The sequence below is a fragment of the Vibrio sp. T3Y01 genome (assembly GCF_013114525.1).
Lineage (GTDB): Bacteria > Pseudomonadota > Gammaproteobacteria > Enterobacterales > Vibrionaceae > Vibrio > Vibrio chagasii_B.
In genome coordinates, this window is sequence record NZ_VTXJ01000002.1 from 305,775 (window position 1) to 322,358 (window position 16,584).

Sequence of the window (16,584 nt, forward strand, 5' to 3'; positions counted from 1 at the left end):
GTAATGTGGTTAGATAGAAATTAGTGTTTATTGCTCACGCGAAAATATTGTTAAAAGGCTAAAATAGGAAACAAAACGTTTTTGCCTTTACGATAAACAATCCTAGATCCGCTTGTTAGCAGATTTATTACAGAGATGTATTTGATGGATGTGAAAGTCTTTAGAACCTTTCTTGAGGTTGCAAGGGTGCGCCACTTTGGGCGTGCTGCTGAAAACTTGTATTTAACACAAGCGGCGGTGAGTGCGCGAATCAAACAGCTGGAAGGCTATTTTGATACTCAGTTGTTCATTCGTGACCGCAATAACATAAAGCTCACTTCTTCCGGTGAGCGTTTGATTGGTTACGCTGAGGTGATGGTTTCAACCTTACAGCAGGCCAAGTTTGAGCTGTCATTAGAGAGCGGAAAAGCCTTGCAGTTAACACTGGGTGGCACGCCGAATATTTGGGATGCGTATTTGCAAAACTGTTTGAGCGTCGTGACCGATTCTTTTGGTGGTTACGGCTTTATGGCAGAGGTGATGGGGCGTGAGCAACTGAACCGAAACTTGCTAGAACGTACCTTAGATATGGCTTTCGCTTTTGACCAGATCAAAGCAGAAGAGCTGAACTGTAAAAAAGTCGCTGACTTAGTACTCGTTTTGGTGTCGACACAGCCTGATGATCTGGAATCCGTGTTCCAACATAAATATGTTTATGTCGATTGGGGAACGCGTTTTGGTTCTGAGCACGCAGAGCGTCATCCAAAAGTACCAGCACCGTACTTACGCACTTCTACCGCTCGTATCGCCCTTGATTTCATTTTAGAGAAAGGCGGTAGTGCTTATTTACCTGTTTCTCTTGTTGAACCGTTTATCGAGTCGGGTCAGTTGCATAAGGTGAAAGGGGTGGAAGATTGGTATCGCCCGATTTATCTGAGCTACCGTAAAAACAGCACCTCGGTCGATGCGATCATGCAGGTCGAGAAGTTGGTTAATGAGATCGACCCATCGACAGCGTACACATTGCAACAAGCAGCTGAGCAAGCGCCAGAATAAAGTTACAATCTGCCACCAACTTATAGTGTTGATGAGATAAAAAATGGCTCCCAGTTGGGGAGCCATTTTTTGTTTAAACCAGATATATTCATATTGCCCAATTTAGAGAAAGCTCTAAGTCGGAAAACTGTTTAAGCCTGGTACGCGTATCCCTATTTCTATCGCGTGAGAACACGTAGAGATTTATCAGGACACTTATAGGTTCATTAGGTTTTCAATAGACTCTTCAAGAGAGTGTGACATGTACGAATGGATGGTGTGTCCGTCCGTTGCGTCTATCTCAATTTTAGTAATCCCATGATCCGCTTTTTCTTCAAGAAAGCCAAGTGATTGCTCGACTGATTGACTGGTGAGAACCTGTTGGTTTGATAAAACAATACGACACGTGTGAAGAACCATAGCCTTTTCCTTTTTATATTCGATAGGTCTCTGCATCTTTGGCGTGCTAAGTACCTATCGTTTGACGTTGTGAGAAGATTGACTTCTCTTGATTAAATTTAGTCGAATTGGATAAAAATAAAACCCTTTTTTGTGATTTATCTAACCTTCAGTTCCGAAAGTGGCTAGCGACAGTGGTTATTCACGGTAAACTTTTTGTTATCGGAGCCAAAATTATGGCCAAAGGGAAGAATAGAGTATGTCGAAAAATATCCATCACAACAGTACGTTAACTAATGAGCAGTGCCACTTAGCTCGCTATGCGCGAGACGCGCGTTTTGATGGTATGTTTTTCACTGCGGTAAAAACGACGGGTATTTTCTGTCGCCCTATCTGCCCCGCAACACCACCGAAAGAAGAGAACGTCGAATATTTTTCTCATCAGGCTCAGGCATTAAAAGCAGGCTACCGACCTTGCTTACGCTGTCGACCAGACAGTGCTCCTTTCTCACCAGCATGGAAAGGGGTTGAAACCACTTTTCTTAGAGCGATGCAGCTGATCGATAACGGCGCATTGGGTTCAGGCTCAATCACCGATCTCGCAGAGCGTTTGGGGATATCTGATCGATACTTACGTACCTTGTTCGATACTTATATCGGTGTGTCACCTAAGCAATATAGCCTGTACAGCCAGTTGATGTTTGCCAAGCAGTTACTGCATACCAGCAGTATGAGTATTACGGATGTCGGCTTTGCGAGTGGCTTTAATAGTACGCGTCGTTTCAATGATGCCTTTCAAAAAGAGCTGAAGCTTTCACCCAGTCAGATTCGACGAGCCAAACCTGATGACAGTCTGAGTAATCACGTCCAACTGACTTTTCATGGCCCATTAGATTGGAGTCATTTGCTGGACTTTTATCGACGAAGAATGATTGAGGGAATAGAAGAGGTCGGCGAGGACTATTACCAACGTACGGTTAAGGTGAATGGCTCGAAGGGCTGGTTCAAGGCGACCTTAGTCAAAGATAATAGCTTGGATATTGAGTTTGAGTTGGATGATATCAATCAGCTGCGAAGTTTGATTGCTCATATTCGACGTATGTTCGACCTTGATGTCGACATCGCTAAAGTTGAAGCCTTTTTTGCGACGATAGATACTAACTTAGTCGCCAGAAGTGGCATTCGTATCCCTGGGGTGTGGAGTGCTTGGGAGGCCGGAGTTAGGGCGATCCTCGGTCAGCAAGTTTCGGTCACTGCGGCGATTGGTCAGCTGAACCTGTTGGTTAGAGAGCTGTCTGGTGCAGACGAGGAAACATACTTTCCGACTCCAAAGCAAATAGCTGAGGCGGATTTAAGCTTCTTAAGAATGCCGGGAAGCCGAAAGGAAACCCTAAAACGTTTTGCCGAATACATGGTCGACAACCAAGCCGAGCACCCTTCCAAATGGATTGACCTAAAAGGCATTGGCCCTTGGACCATACAATACGCATTACTTCGTGGCTTGAGTGAGCCGAATCATTTGCTAGTGGGTGATTTAGTGGTGAAGAAGTTTATTGAGCACCGACCGGCTATCAATATAGAGAGTGTTTCACCGTGGGGCAGTTACGCTACGTTCCACTGTTGGAATCAGTCTTAATAAGAGTAACTTGCGAACGTCCGCAATACAAAGTTAGGAGCAATCATGGCGAACCGTTTTACATATTATGACAGCCCGTTAGGTACTGTGACTCTGCAGGCGAATGAGCAAGGCTTACTCGGAGTTTGGTTTGAAACACACACAACGAAACCGGAAGACTTAGGTATACAAGAAGATAGCTTTCCGATTTTCCAATCGGTCAAAGACCAGCTCGATCGTTATTTTGCAGGAGAAGCTATTCAGTTTGATGTACCGATCGCTGCCAAAGGCACTCCGTTTCAGCAATCGGTTTGGCACGCACTTACTACTATTCCTTACGGAGAAACATGGAGCTATGCTCAGTTAGCCGACGCAATCGGTAATCCAAAAGCGGTGCGAGCTGTGGGGTTAGCCAATGGCAAGAACCCGGTATCAGTGATTGTTCCGTGTCATCGAGTTATTGGTAAAAATGGCAAGTTGACGGGCTACGCGGGTGGAGTAGAGCGTAAACAGCGCTTGTTGGCGATTGAGGGAATTGGCCAAGAATAGAGCGCTTGGTTTTTGGGTTAAGTGATGCCTCGCAATGTTGAACTTAGCCTGGGGACCTTAAAAGTGTGACTTTGCAATAAAATCGTCACATTGTGGAAAATACCTATTTGGTTGCATATTCTTTAATCATGTTCTCTAGGCAAGGATGCCCAAATGAATAGTCAAATCCCTTTCTTACTCAGTTGCAGTAGTACGCTGTTACTGACAGGTTGTTTAAGCGACACCAGTCAACCTTTTGAAGTTCCACAGCTGGTTCTATTTAAAGGTATGTATGAAAGTACTGATAACAACAGCTATTTGCTTTTTGAGTCGGGGCAAGTTACTTATCAGGCAACGGATAACACAGTGACACGTAGCTACAGCGTTGAAGACGATTTGATAACCATTGAGCTGAATTCAGGAAGCAGCCGAACGGATTCTGATTTGGTGATGAGAATTCAACGTCAAGGTGAGGTGCTCACTTGCAACCAATGCCCAGCGATGCAATTGAGCAATGTCTGGACACGAGTCGAAACCCCGCAGCAAGAAGGCTCATCTAACTAGAATAACCCACCATTAAGCCATAAGTGAGCCGCGATGCTGACGGCGTAGCCAACCATGATGACTGGCATCCACTTTAAGTGACCAAAGAAGGTGTATTTACCATGCGCCGCGCCCATTAAGGCCACACCAGCAGCACTACCGATCGATAACAAGCTCCCCCCAACTCCAGCGGTTAAGGTGATCAGTAACCAGTTCCCCATCGACATTTGTGGCTCCATCGATAGCACAGCAAACATCACTGGAATGTTATCGACAATCGCAGATAAGATGCCCACCATAATGTTGGCAAAAATTGGGTCCCACTGGCTGTACATCAAAATCGAAGCCAGCTCTAAATATCCGAGCAAGCTCAAACCGCCCACACACATTACCACACCGTAGAAGAACAATAATGTATCCCACTCTGCGTGAGACACTCTTCGAAATACATCAAACGGCACCACAGACCCGAGTCGTTTTAACGCACCTTCGTCATTATTGGCAATCGCCACTGCTTTTTTCTTCGCCAGCGAGTTGGGCAGAGTTTTACGCAAGAAGTATCCGAAGAACTGCAGGTAAGCGAGTCCCATCATCATCCCCATCACTGGAGGGAAGTGCAGCACAGCGTGGAAAGCCACTGCGGTCGCGATAGTCATGATAAATAACAACACAATCCGTCTTGCACCACGCTTGAGTTCAACGTGTTGATGTACTGTGTCGGGCTGGGTGGTGGGTACAAAGTAAGACATGATTACCGCAGGGACTACATAGTTCATTACGGAAGGGATAAATAACGGGAGGAATTCGCTGAAGCTAACATAGCCAGCCTGCCACACCATTAGGGTTGTGATGTCGCCAAATGGACTGAATGCGCCGCCAGCGTTGGCGGCAATAACGATATTCACACAAGCAAGGTTAACGAACTTAGGATTAGAACCCGCTACTTTAAGCACCACGGCGCACATCAGCAGAGCGGTGGTGAGGTTGTCGGCAATGGGAGAAATAAAAAACGCCAGAATGCCGGTTAACCAAAACAGCGAACGAAAATTAAAGCCTTTACCGACCATCCAGGCTTGCAGCGCATCAAACAGTCTTCGTTCTTCCATAGCGCTGATGTAGGTCATGGCGACGAGCAGGAAGAGTAGCAGTTCGGCATATTCCAATAAGTTGTGTTCGAGTGCTTGTTTAGCGACCTCAGTCAGATTGTGTTCTTGGTATGTGAAACCGATGATGATCCAAATCAGACCAGCAGCTAGCAGAACGGGTTTAGATTTTCGGAGTTTTAGATACTCTTCCATCATCACCACGATGTAGGCGACAACGAAAATGGTCAGTGATAGGTAGCCAGCAAATGAGCTAGTGAGCTTGAGTGGTTCTCCCAACTGAGAAGTGGCGGCACTTGCTACCGTAGAAAAAAACAGCAAAGAGAGGACAACAGAAAGCTGGATACCTAGCATGGATTACGCTCCAAAGTTAATAAGTTATTAACACGCGTAAAAGCGTAGACCTAAATAACCACATGGAGTGTGATAGATATCTTAATAATTCAATCGATTACAGGGGATGCAAGAGACTGTGATGCAAACGAAATATGGTCGTGCATGTAGAAGCGGATAAAGAAAAAGCCCTACCGGATTTAGGGCCGATAGAGCTTATTCTGTGTCGCCAATATTATGCAGCATTAAGATCAAACGTCATTGTTTGTTCTGCAGCACATATCTCAACAGGCCAGCCATAGGATTGGTATTCCATCGCAAGTTTGTCCGCAACTACGCGAGATACCGTGGCAGTGATCCACATGCCTTTACCCATTACCTGATATTTGAGTGTTCTCATTTCCATTTTTGTCACCATTTTCCTTCTATATTGGCTGCGCGAAGTCTATAGCACCTCTTGAAGCTGGAATTTCGAATCAAGCTCAAATCCTTTATAAAATGGCTCATGAATTCGGCTTGGATTAAAACTCAATCAGCAGAATGAAAACGGTTGCGCTTTGGAAGAAAAGTCATGATTTAAGTATCTGTATTATAATCAAATAAAATTTTAACTAAAAATTTATGTAAGAGATCTCTCACATTATTATCAGAGATCGGACTATCCAGGTTCTTATCCGTTGGCGCTGATTTTTGTGTCTCTTCTGTATGCTTTCAGTTACGCCATTGCAGCAAAATTTATTTAGTTTTGTATGTGAAATATGAGGATTTTGTCAGTTTATATTTCGATATCTAAACCATAGTCACAGTTTTATATGTTGCCTATCATCTTTAATTTAAACCGATACTCTGTTTGATTTTGGTCATTAACCTTCTTCTCATTAGTTTGCACTATCTATGCGTGTTCTGTTCCATACAAACCAGATGTATAGAGGTCCTTATGACTAATCCAACGAAAACCGATCGTAAAGTCACGATCGGTAGTTACATCGCACTCGCCTTCGCGGTTGTGTTTTTTTCCGGCTTAATGCAGTCCAATGAATGGTATGGCGTATTCGATTTTACGACGCTTAACGGTTCATTTGGTAAAGTCGCTTACGATGTGAGTGAATCCGCCGATGGTATCCAAGCAGCTACCACTTCTTTACGTGGTAAAGGCGGTAGCGGTGCTCGCGACGGTTTCATTTTTGCTTTGACACTTATTCCGACCGTGATGTTTGCTTTGGGTATGATCAACGTACTTGAGCACTACGGTGCACTGGATGCGGCTCGTAAACTGCTTACTCCACTACTTCGTCCTCTTATGGGTATTCCTGGTAACTCAGGCTTGGCACTGATCGCTTCTTTACAAAGTACCGATGCAGGTGCCGCGATGACACGTCAGCTTAAAGATGAAGGGCATCTAACCAAGCGCGAAACCGATGTCTTTACCATGTTCCAATTCACAGCAGGTGCGGCGATCGTTAACTTCTTCTCGTCTGGCGCTGTGCTATTTACTCTAACCGCAATGGGCGGTTCTCTCGCGGTAACATCATCTATTGGTCTTGCTGTGGCGGTGATGTTCATCTTTAAGTTTGTCGGCGCGAACCTGTTCCGTATCTACCTCAATATTACTGAAGGTAAAGAAGACAAACCAAAATCAGACAAAGAACAAAAACTGGAAGAGGAAGTAGCATAATGAGCGAAGTAAAAGCAAAGAAACCAATGGTGACTGATATTTTCGTTGAAGGTGCTAAGAAAGGCTGGGTTATTGCGACCACCTCGACAGTGCCAAACGTTCTGATGGCGTTTGTAATCATCAAAGCATTGCAGATTACGGGTGCGTTGGATCTGATGGGCAGTGTGTTTGCTCCAATCATGGCGGTGTTTGGTTTGCCGGGTGAAGCAGCTGCAGTATTGATCGGTGCGTGGATGTCGATGGGCGGTGCAGTGGGTGTGGTCATCACGCTGTTTGACCAAGGTATCTTGAATGGCAATCATATTGCGATCTTAGCGCCAGCTATTTACTTGATGGGCTCACAGGTTCAATACATGGGCCGTATCATGGGACCAATTGGTACTGAAGGCCGTTACATTCCAGTGATGATCGCTATTTCAGTGTTGAATGCGTTTGGTGCGATGTTCCTAATGAACATTATTCTGTAGCCTAGCTTTTGAAGTTTCTTGGGCTTTAGAAAAAGGAAACCCCGTTTGGCTTTCACCAAACGGGGTCTATTCTTTTTGTAGCCATCCTGCTACTGCGCGTTACTTATCTTTCAATAGGTAACTGGTGCTCCCTGCATCGTTCCTTGACGTGGCTAAATCCTTTAACCTATCCAATCCATCGCCTTCCTAGCGGTGTCCTTGCAAACTCATCATCCTGACAAGTGACTCTATCCTAGAGCAATAACTTCCTTGCTGATAACTCATCCTAAGTCATCAAATCTTCATCCTGAAGATACCTAATCCATTAGGCTTTTTCCTGTTCCTGCCAACTCCCTGTCGACACGTATATTAAACACTCTGGAGGCTTCTCCCACAATCTACCTCAAGCAAATAATCTCAAGGCAAAGCTAAGAAAAACTGTGCGGACTCATACAAAACAAGGGCTTGGGTTTGTAATCTAGGATTTTTCTGCGAAGCTTGATTGTAATCTCTTACGTTTGTTGTGAGAGATCTCTTACACATGTGCGGGCGTGAATGCTCTTTGTTTGCTGAATACAGATACGTTGAGGTAGTCCGCCGAATAAACTAACCAGTAGGAAATGATAATGGTTACAGCGTTATATGCTTCGTTGCTCACTTTGGTCATGTTATGGCTTTCTATTGAAGTGATTAAGCAAAGAAGAAAGAATCAAGTGGCACACGCAGATGGTGGTGTTGAATCGTTACAAGTGGCTCGTTCCGCTCAAAGTAATGCTATGGACTATATTCCGATTACCGTGATACTGATGGTGTTGCTCGAGTTCAACGGCGCCAATGTATGGCTGATCCACGTTATTGGTGTTGCTTTTGTTGCTGGTCGTATTATTCATGGGAAAAGCATCCTCGCTCGTAGTCTGAAGGGAAGAAAGCAAGGCATGTATTTGACCTTTGCCAGCATGGTGTCTTTAGTTGTTCTAAACTTGATTTATCTTCCTTTTGATAAGCTTATATAAGGACATGCATGGCGTTACGCCTCCCTCAACCATGGATGATTGTATTAACAGGTTTAGTGCTGAATATTCTGGCTATTGTTGTGTCGAGCCTAGTGCTCGACAAAATGGTGGTTGAACAAGCTCAGTATCGAGAGCGTCAACAGGGCAATGTATACTCGATTCAGTTGGCTTGGAATACGATTGAAACCTTAGAACGTAAGCGTGAATCTATGTTGCTGCACATGGATATCAGTACCTCTTCAAATTCAGCGGTGACACCGGAATTAGAAGAAGCAATGCGTGGTCAGCTTGGTGCGTGGGTCAGTGGCGAAGTCCCAGAGATTACCGTCGAAAACCTTTCTCAGATCATGATGTTGATTAACCAAGCTCAGCAATCACAACGTACACGTATCGATGACTTCTACCTTGATAATCTAACCTTATCTGAACTCCTCCAAGCTCTTGAAGAGCAGATGACCCTCTATAAAAATATTGCGCTCTTTCTTCAGATCTTTGGCTTAGCATTGATCCTTGCGCGTGACCTGGCGAGACGAAATTAACCGTCGCATGCCTTAAGCCAGACCTGATGTCGAGTTATTGGCCCAGGTTAGGGTGCTGTTGCCCTTGGTACTTTGGAAGCTGGTCTTTAAGCTTTTTGAAGGTACTGAATGCGTTGTTAGCTGACAAGCGATTCATTAACCAGTCAGGCAAAATACCACCCGCATTCGCATATGCCGTATAGGTGATGTGGGTCAGGCCATTGGTTAGAGGCTGCAAAACCCATAGCGCATCGACCTCGTTGATTCGAATATACCCCGACTCTTTAGCCATGTAATTGGACGCATCCTTGATGGTTAAGGTGAATTGACCGTCTTCTACTTCATATTTCGAATACGTCACCATATCTCGGTCGCGAGCAGGCCAAGGAGCTTTGAACTGGGTGTAGACGATATTCTCATTGTTAGATATTTGCATTAACACTTCACTGTGCGACACATTGTCGATCCAATTCGGTACGTTATCGCTGTCTTCCAACAATAAGAGAAAGCCTGAATAACTGGTTTCGACCTGCATTTGCGCTCGAACTTCAACAAGACCATTTCCGTGATTACGCTTATGTATAGTGATGCCACCATCACTTTTAACGAACTGCCACGGAGTCGCATAAGAGAGGGATGAAAACAGGCAGAGTCCAAGTACCAAAATCCTAGGTAATATCATTATTCTTCCATGAAATGAAAAGCTTATCTGCCATGAGTATAGAATAAAAATAGGTTGGATTCGCGTCGTAAGATGCTGCGTATTGAATATGGTTACTATGATATTGGGAAAAACGGAAGACAGAGGGTCTTCCGTTTATAGACAGGGAGTGCAGTGGCAATTTATCTAGAGCTTATAGGCTTCGACAGTTTTGATTGTCGTCCAGTTGTTGTTGGCGTCTTGGATGAACTCTTGTGTGTTCTCCAACCAACGTTTTTGCACTGACTTGTCTAAGTTCAGGTACAACTTTCCATCTTCTACTTTCCAAGCTAAAGGGTCGGTTTCGAACTTCTTACCCATTGCCACACCAAAGGCGCAGTAACCACCGTACTGAGGCGCATAGGCTTGTGGATCTTCGCGGAATTGGTCTCGGTTTTCACTGCTTACAAACTGATAAATGGCATTTTTGTACGTAGCTGTGAACTCTGGCGTGCCTTTCACTGGCCCTTTACTGTCGAAATAAGCAACCGGGTCGTAGCCTTTAATCGCGAGGTCGTTACTATCAACGCTCATATCAAGGTCAGCTGCCATTAGTGAAAAGCTCGCGCCTAGTAACGCGGCTGTAAGAGTGATTTTTTGACTGGTCGATTTTAAATGTGACATATCAAGTTCCTTGTCAGTATTAGTTAACTTGTATGAAATAAATTAGCCGACTAGTCCGGTCTATAGAGGGACAAAAGAACTAAAAAGTAAGCGAATCGTTCGGAGGATGCATGGATCTGCTGTCACAACTAATGGAACATTTCTCGATACGCACCGGTGTTTTCTATTCTGGGAACTTGTGTGGGGTATCGTCATTCAACGCGCAACAGGGTAAAGAAGGGCACCTTCATGTATTGAGTGCCGGTGAGTTGACTCTATCGAGCTCTAGTATGGAACACAGGAAGCTCTCTCAGCCTTGTATCGTCTACTTACCCAATAGCACACCACACGCGATTGAAGGGGTTGGAGACGGTGCAGAAGTTGTGTGTGCGAGTGTGGAATACCGTTCAGGGCAAATGAATCCTCTGTTGTCTGCTCTTCCTGACGTGATCGTGATTCCGTTTGAAGACGCACCTAACCTTATGCCGGTGATTGAGGTGCTGTTTCGAGAATCGAACCAAGAGTTATCAGGCCAGCAATACTTAATGGATAAGTTGAGTGACGCGCTAATGGCTTTGATTTTCCGCCATCTCATTGAACAACAGCAAATCAATCAAGGCGTATTTTCTGCGCTTGCTCACCCACGACTTGCTCCGGTAGTGACCGCCATTCACCTAATGCCAGCTCGACACTTTTCGATAGCGAAAATGGCTTCATTGGCGGCGATGTCTCGCACCCAGTTCATCGAAGCATTTAAGCGCGAGGTGGGCGAAACTCCGGGTGATTATGTCCAAAAGTGGCGTGTGTCTGTGGCTCAATCGTTGCTGTTGCAAAACAAGCCCATCAACTGGGTCGCGGATGAAGTGGGGTACAACAGTTACTCCGGCTTCTCTCGTGCGTTTCAGCACGTAACCGGAATGTCGCCACGTTTATGGCTAAAGCAAAATGTGTCGTAAAGCACTGGCAACCCTACCTATAATATCGCTATTGGCATGAGACTGGCCTATGTTTTAGCGGAAATTGAGCGTAGTTTGTTCATTTCTCGAATGACGGTGTAAAAAGGTGGACTTTATAAGCTCGTTGTAACATCCTGCCCGTCCTATTTTATCAGACATCAATGAGACGAAGTGCCTGCTGAACATTATTCAGCCTCCCGTATCTCATTAAAGCACTAAGGAGTTCCACTTGAACCTATTTGTAAGAGACCTTACCGTTATCGATTCTTCATACATCTGTGAACACAGAGGGGTCGTAGGAGATAGTTGGATTTTAGATGTCACCATGTCTGGTGAACTGAACGAAATGAGCATGGTGCTGGACTTTAGCCGAGTCAAAAAACAGATCAAAAACCTTGTTGATCAGCATGTTGACCACCGCTTACTGCTGCCAATGAAAAACGCTGCAATCGTACATCAAGCAAGCAAAGCGGGTTACTCTAAGGTAGATGTGCTGCGTGGTGACAAGAGCCTGCATCTGCACTGCCCTGATGAGGCCTACTGTTTGATTGATGCTGAAGCGATCACCATTGAGAGCGTGACCGCACACGTTTATGACATTCTTCGCGACAACCTACCAAGTAACGTCACAGGGCTAGAGATCACTCTACGTCATGAGAATATTAATGGTGCGTTCTACCACTATACCCATGGTTTGAAAAAGCACGATGGTAACTGTCAGCGCATCGCGCATGGCCACCGTTCTCCGGTTGAAATTGTGGTTGATGGCCAGCGTGATGAACAGCGTGAGCTAGCGTTTGCTGAGCGTTGGGAAGACATCTACCTAGGCTCTAAAGAAGACCAAGTTTCGGTTTCATCATTGAACCTAAGTGAGCACGCCAAGAGCGCGAATGACGAAAGCCACTATGGTTTCCGTTATACGGCGCCACAAGGTGAATTTGAGCTAGCGATCGCTAAGAGTGAAACAGAGATCTTGCCAACGGATACTACAGTGGAACTATTGGCAGGCTATATCGCCGATCAAGTTGCCCCAAGTTTGGCAGAAAACCAGTCACTACAAATTGTGGCTTATGAAGGCGTAGGTAAAGGCGCGATGGCGTTCCGATAACATCTCACGGGTGACGCAAGTTCACTTTCTATCAGAACAAAAAAAGGCAAGATACTAAGTTATCTTGCCTTTCGTTTTTGTGGCTAGTTAAACCAAGAAGGTTATTGTCATTCTGTTAGTGCTAACGAAGCAGTACGTGTCGCAGTGGGCTTTTTTCAATCGCAACGACCAGTCCAAAGCTGAGTAATACGGTGCCAAAGAATACGGTTACGTCTTTTGCTAGCTCCGTAATGCCCAATACACCACAGATATTGAACAACAAGATGATGATTAATAGGTGACTAACGTAGATACCCAACATGCGATTTGAGATAGCACGAACCCATCCATAATTGCCCACGTTTGGATTGGCTAGAAGCCACATAAACGTGCCCATTCCCCATAGCGCAGTACCAAACAAGAAATCATGGATGTTGAATGCGATGTCGAATTTAGACAGCCATGCTGCTTCAGCAAAATGAATGCCCATGCCTAACAATATTAATCCTAGCGCCTTAGCCGACGACACTTTCCATTGATGCTGACGAATAAGGAAACCCAAGGTGACCATCAATGTGCTGAAGAACGGGCCGTTACGGGTAAAGAAAGGTGCTTCCAGTCCAGTCAGGCTTGTATAACTTCCCGCTAAAACACCGTAGATGTAGAGTGCAATTGCGAGAGGCAATAAAAGTCTATCGAGCTTCATCTCAACCATCAAAGCGATGATCAAAACTGCGAACACTAAAGCTGGAATAAACCACAAGTGCACTAAACCGCCCTCTAAGAAAGAGTTGAGCGGTGTGCTCATCAGAAAGCCCCAGTAGCCTTGGCGTTCGCCCAGATAACCGAGCTCTTCAACCCTAGCGAGGTTGAATGGCATCACTAAGCAAATGATGCTCCATGCCAACCAAACCTTAAGCAGTGGTTTAGAGTAATTAATGACGGTTTGCCACGGGGAGGCAGTCAGCTTGGGCTGAATCAGATAACCTGAAATTAGAAAGAACAGAGGTACTGCAAAGCGCGCGGCTTGATTAAGAATGTAACCAATCCATGGCACGTCATTAATTTGCCAATAAGTAAGGGCCATTTGGCCATGTAAGCCAATGATCGCCAAGATAGCAATCACTCGACCCAACTCGATACTGGCGATGCGTTGTGAAGGCGTATTTTGAACGGAAGACATATCAGATCTCTAAGAAAATTTTCGTAGAATCTAGCAGCCTTTCTGTTGAGCCAGTTAGCGCTAAATCAAGGGTTGCGACCTTTATATGAAGGCTTGTATTGATTTTTTGAAGCCTGTCGCAGCTATATTAAATCCATTGCAGTAAGTGCAAAAATACCAAGCGTACAAGTGATAAGCGATCCCATTGTTGTGAGTGCGATAATATTGGCAGCGAGCGTTGCATTTCCACCCATTGCACGTGCCATGACGTAACTCGCGGCTGCGGTTGGCGCTGCACTCATCAGGAAAATAAGACCAAGATCGAGCCCTTCAAAGCCCAAGACCAGTGCTGCTACAGTAATAAGCAAGGGTGAAACAATGAGTCGGTAACTTGAGGAAAACCAAGTCGCGAGTTTCTCTTGTTTGAGAGAGCTGATATCCAATGAACCACCTGTACAAAGTAAAGCCAAAGGCAATGTCATTTTTGCCAAGTATTGCCCAGCGTCAGTGACCATCTTAGGGATTGGAATAGACAATGCGTAACAGAAAACACCGAGGAAAATGGCGATAATCAGAGGGTTCTTGGTTATCGATTTGGCGATAGCTTGAATGGCTTTATCGCCGGTGTCTGTGCCTTTAGGAGTTAGGGCAATCACCGCTTGAATGTTGTAGAGCACTGTAATGGATGCAACATAGATAGCGGCCAGTGCCACGCCTTGGTTGCCATAGATATTGGCTACATACGCTAGACCTATGATGCCTGTATTCGCCCGAAAGCCACCTTGGATGATGACGCCTTGGTCCTTCGAATCTCTAAACAACAGCTTGGTCGAGAGGGTAGCAATCAAGAAAAAAGCGAAATTAGCGGCTAAAGCAAATAACACTAAGGTGCTGCTTGCAGAGAAGTCATGTTCGGACTGAACAATACTCAAGAACAGCATTGCAGGTAAGGTGATTTGAAAAACAATTTTAGAGGCGACATCAATGAAGTTGTCATTGATTAAGCCAATTCGCTTGAGCATCACACCAAGAAACAACATCAAACAAATAGGGCCTGTTACTGACGCCGAAAACGCAAACTGTTCCCAAAGTGTGTTCATTATTTTTCCTTAAATTTAGCCAACTTCAATATCCTTTGAATACTGTCGCATTTTTCCACAATTCTTTGAGAAGAGAAATTGAATCCCAATAGATAAGTAAAAATCTTTGAAAAAAAGAACGAACGTGCTAAAAATAACGTATCAGATTTATCCTTGGTGAATAATGAGTAAAGGAAAGATAACCAAAGAGTATATTTTGAGTCATGCATTCGCACTTGCGAGTGAAAACGGGCTTGAGAGTTTGACGATTGGCGAATTAGCCAAACAGTGTGGCATGTCTAAGAGTGGCCTGTTTGCGCACTTCAACTCTAAGGAGAACCTGCAGCTCTCTGTACTCGAATATTCCAACGCTATATTCACTGAGCGAGTCATCATTCCAGCAAGAGAGCTTGGTGATGCTGACATTGAAGCGAAGTTAAAACAGTTGCTCGATAACTGGCTGGGTTGGAACCATTCGTTTCAAGGTAGCTGCATGTTTATTGATGCGTGGAAAGATGCTGGTAGTGAAACGTCTGTGATTCAGAAAGCGCTCCAGAAAACCATTTCGGTTTGGATTGACTACTTGACGATTCAGGTAGCAAAAGCGGTTGAGAGTCAGCAGTTCAGATCCGACTTAGATCCAAAACAGGCAACTTTTGAGCTATATGGTCTTTATCTGAGCGCGAACTTGTTTTACTCGTTACGAGGCCAACAAGCGAGCCACACGCATTTTTGGAGCGGTGTAGAGCGCTTAATCGCTAGCTGGAAAGCGGCTTAACTCGCGTCTAACAATTTTAAGAGAAGTGGCGGCAAGCACGTGTACACAGCTTTGCCCATTTTTTATACTAACAAAATAGCACGGTCGTTCGTTTTTCTGGCCGAGCTCGATCCGCCAATGAAGATGGCGATACAAGGAATGGTCATGAGTGACAAAATCTACTTTAATACATCGAACAAATTCAGCTTCAAGCGCAGCCTGATTGGTGCAACAACCAACTTGCACTACATCTTAGCGCCGAGCCATGCAAAGAAAACAGCGCGTAAGTTATTGCTCACGCCAATGCGTACCGAGCAGAAAAATGCAGATCCACAAGGGTTGATCAAGAGTGAAATCAAAGGCCGCGATGGCGTTCTAAAAACTTACTCTCTAGGTACTGGGCCAGTTTGGGTATTAACTCATGGTTGGTCAGGGACTGCGAGTCAGTTCTTTCCTTTGATGGAACACATCGCAGCTAAAGGTTTTACCGCTCTGGCTTACGATCACCCGGCGCATGGCGGCAGCGATGGCGTGCATGGTCATATTCCGGCGTTTGTGAACGGCCTTGAGGCGATTCTTGACTCGGTGGGTGAAGTGGCAGGCTTAGTTGGTCACAGCATGGGTACCGCTTCTGCGTTGGAATGTAAGCACGTTAAATTGGAAAACAAACCATTGTTGCTGATTGCACCTGTATTGGATTACCTCGATAACCTGTTCGGCAGCGTTGCTCGTTCAGGGTACTCAATGAAGTTGTTTGAGGCGGTAGTGGGAGAAGTAGAAGAACAGTTTAATTACCCAATCCAGTCTGTCGATCCCTATGGCAAGCTCGCGCTGCGTCAGTCTCAGACAATCATTGTGCATGATGAGCAAGACAAGTTTACTAAGTTTGATGTGTCACAGCGTGCAGCGAATGAAATGGATCGCGTTACCTTGATTGCTACTCAAGGGCAGGGCCATGGTCGAGTGATGAAGTGCCCTCAGGTATTTGAGAGTTTTGATACCTTGATTAGCTAGGTTCAGAAAAAACAACAAAAAGGCCAACCAGACATTTCT

At 45.0% G+C, this 16,584-nt stretch carries 19 protein-coding genes; 12 read left to right on the forward strand and 7 right to left on the reverse strand.

Annotation, left to right across the window (positions count from 1 at the left end):
* Positions 1–144 precede the first annotated feature (144 nt).
* The gene (locus tag F0232_RS03890) at positions 145–1,035 is read left to right on the forward strand and encodes a LysR family transcriptional regulator (protein WP_008216778.1); all 891 of its coding nucleotides are present in this window, start codon (positions 145–147) and stop codon (positions 1,033–1,035) included.
* 195 nt (positions 1,036–1,230) lie between these two features.
* On the opposite strand, the gene F0232_RS03895 is transcribed toward F0232_RS03890, so the two are convergent.
* Positions 1,231–1,434, reverse strand: a complete 204-nt coding sequence (locus tag F0232_RS03895; RefSeq protein ID WP_008216777.1) for a hypothetical protein — start codon at positions 1,432–1,434, stop codon at positions 1,231–1,233.
* Between the two features lie 238 nt (positions 1,435–1,672).
* Here F0232_RS03895 and F0232_RS03900 point away from each other — a divergent pair, with 238 nt between their 5' ends.
* The 3 genes from F0232_RS03900 (at position 1,673) to F0232_RS03910 (ending at position 4,120) form a co-directional block, all read left to right on the forward strand.
* Positions 1,673–3,049, forward strand: coding sequence for an AlkA N-terminal domain-containing protein (locus F0232_RS03900; protein WP_105058690.1), 1,377 nt, complete (start codon positions 1,673–1,675; stop codon positions 3,047–3,049).
* Positions 3,050–3,094: 45 nt separating this feature from the next.
* Positions 3,095–3,577: a methylated-DNA--[protein]-cysteine S-methyltransferase gene (locus F0232_RS03905; RefSeq protein ID WP_105058691.1), complete on the forward strand. Its 483-nt coding sequence runs from the start codon at positions 3,095–3,097 to the stop codon at positions 3,575–3,577.
* 153 nt (positions 3,578–3,730) lie between these two features.
* The gene (locus F0232_RS03910; RefSeq protein WP_061032913.1) at positions 3,731–4,120 is read left to right on the forward strand and encodes a hypothetical protein; all 390 of its coding nucleotides are present in this window, start codon (positions 3,731–3,733) and stop codon (positions 4,118–4,120) included.
* Here F0232_RS03910 and nhaD read toward each other — a convergent pair.
* Both nhaD and F0232_RS03920 read right to left on the reverse strand, forming a co-directional pair.
* Positions 4,117–5,556, reverse strand: coding sequence for a sodium:proton antiporter NhaD (gene nhaD, locus F0232_RS03915; RefSeq protein ID WP_061032914.1), 1,440 nt, complete (start codon positions 5,554–5,556; stop codon positions 4,117–4,119). The genes F0232_RS03910 and nhaD overlap by 4 nt on opposite strands.
* Before the next feature lie 214 nt (positions 5,557–5,770).
* The gene (locus F0232_RS03920; RefSeq protein WP_171730350.1) at positions 5,771–5,941 is read right to left on the reverse strand and encodes a hypothetical protein; all 171 of its coding nucleotides are present in this window, start codon (positions 5,939–5,941) and stop codon (positions 5,771–5,773) included.
* 531 nt (positions 5,942–6,472) lie between these two features.
* Here F0232_RS03920 and F0232_RS03925 point away from each other — a divergent pair.
* The 4 genes from F0232_RS03925 (at position 6,473) to F0232_RS03940 (ending at position 9,208) form a co-directional block, all read left to right on the forward strand.
* Complete coding sequence (locus tag F0232_RS03925) at positions 6,473–7,210, forward strand: nucleoside recognition domain-containing protein (RefSeq protein ID WP_171750700.1); 738 nt, start codon at positions 6,473–6,475, stop codon at positions 7,208–7,210.
* Complete coding sequence (locus F0232_RS03930) at positions 7,210–7,677, forward strand: YjiG family protein (protein ID WP_004737023.1); 468 nt, start codon at positions 7,210–7,212, stop codon at positions 7,675–7,677. Before F0232_RS03925 ends, F0232_RS03930 begins: the two co-directional genes overlap by 1 nt.
* A gap of 605 nt (positions 7,678–8,282) precedes the next feature.
* Complete coding sequence (locus F0232_RS03935; RefSeq protein WP_105058693.1) at positions 8,283–8,669, forward strand: MAPEG family protein; 387 nt, start codon at positions 8,283–8,285, stop codon at positions 8,667–8,669.
* A gap of 8 nt (positions 8,670–8,677) precedes the next feature.
* On the forward strand, positions 8,678–9,208 hold the full coding sequence (locus F0232_RS03940; protein WP_105058694.1) for a DNA mismatch repair protein: 531 nt from the start codon (positions 8,678–8,680) through the stop codon (positions 9,206–9,208).
* Positions 9,209–9,242: 34 nt separating this feature from the next.
* Here F0232_RS03940 and F0232_RS03945 read toward each other — a convergent pair whose 3' ends face one another.
* Together F0232_RS03945 and F0232_RS03950 are read right to left on the reverse strand one after the other, a co-directional pair.
* Positions 9,243–9,869 (reverse strand): START domain-containing protein, encoded by a 627-nt coding sequence (locus F0232_RS03945; RefSeq protein WP_105058695.1) that lies wholly within the window; start codon positions 9,867–9,869, stop codon positions 9,243–9,245.
* 165 nt (positions 9,870–10,034) lie between these two features.
* Positions 10,035–10,511, reverse strand: coding sequence for a YHS domain-containing (seleno)protein (locus tag F0232_RS03950; protein ID WP_061032918.1), 477 nt, complete (start codon positions 10,509–10,511; stop codon positions 10,035–10,037).
* Positions 10,512–10,621: 110 nt separating this feature from the next.
* Between F0232_RS03950 and F0232_RS03955 the strand changes: the two genes are divergently transcribed.
* Together F0232_RS03955 and F0232_RS03960 are read left to right on the forward strand one after the other, a co-directional pair.
* Complete coding sequence (locus F0232_RS03955; protein WP_105058696.1) at positions 10,622–11,446, forward strand: AraC family transcriptional regulator; 825 nt, start codon at positions 10,622–10,624, stop codon at positions 11,444–11,446.
* Positions 11,447–11,675: 229 nt separating this feature from the next.
* Positions 11,676–12,554: a 6-carboxytetrahydropterin synthase gene (locus F0232_RS03960; protein ID WP_105058697.1), complete on the forward strand. Its 879-nt coding sequence runs from the start codon at positions 11,676–11,678 to the stop codon at positions 12,552–12,554.
* Positions 12,555–12,675: 121 nt separating this feature from the next.
* Here F0232_RS03960 and F0232_RS03965 read toward each other — a convergent pair whose 3' ends face one another.
* Together F0232_RS03965 and F0232_RS03970 are read right to left on the reverse strand one after the other, a co-directional pair.
* Positions 12,676–13,716, reverse strand: coding sequence for an acyltransferase (locus F0232_RS03965; protein WP_105058698.1), 1,041 nt, complete (start codon positions 13,714–13,716; stop codon positions 12,676–12,678).
* A 122-nt stretch (positions 13,717–13,838) separates the two neighbouring features.
* Positions 13,839–14,795, reverse strand: coding sequence for an AEC family transporter (locus F0232_RS03970; protein WP_105058699.1), 957 nt, complete (start codon positions 14,793–14,795; stop codon positions 13,839–13,841).
* Between the two features lie 163 nt (positions 14,796–14,958).
* Between F0232_RS03970 and F0232_RS03975 the strand changes: the two genes are divergently transcribed.
* A complete protein-coding gene (locus tag F0232_RS03975; protein WP_105058700.1) occupies positions 14,959–15,552 on the forward strand; it encodes a TetR/AcrR family transcriptional regulator in 594 nt (197 codons plus the stop codon).
* 144 nt (positions 15,553–15,696) lie between these two features.
* On the forward strand, positions 15,697–16,545 hold the full coding sequence (locus F0232_RS03980; RefSeq protein WP_102424111.1) for an alpha/beta hydrolase: 849 nt from the start codon (positions 15,697–15,699) through the stop codon (positions 16,543–16,545).
* Positions 16,546–16,584 lie beyond the last annotated feature (39 nt).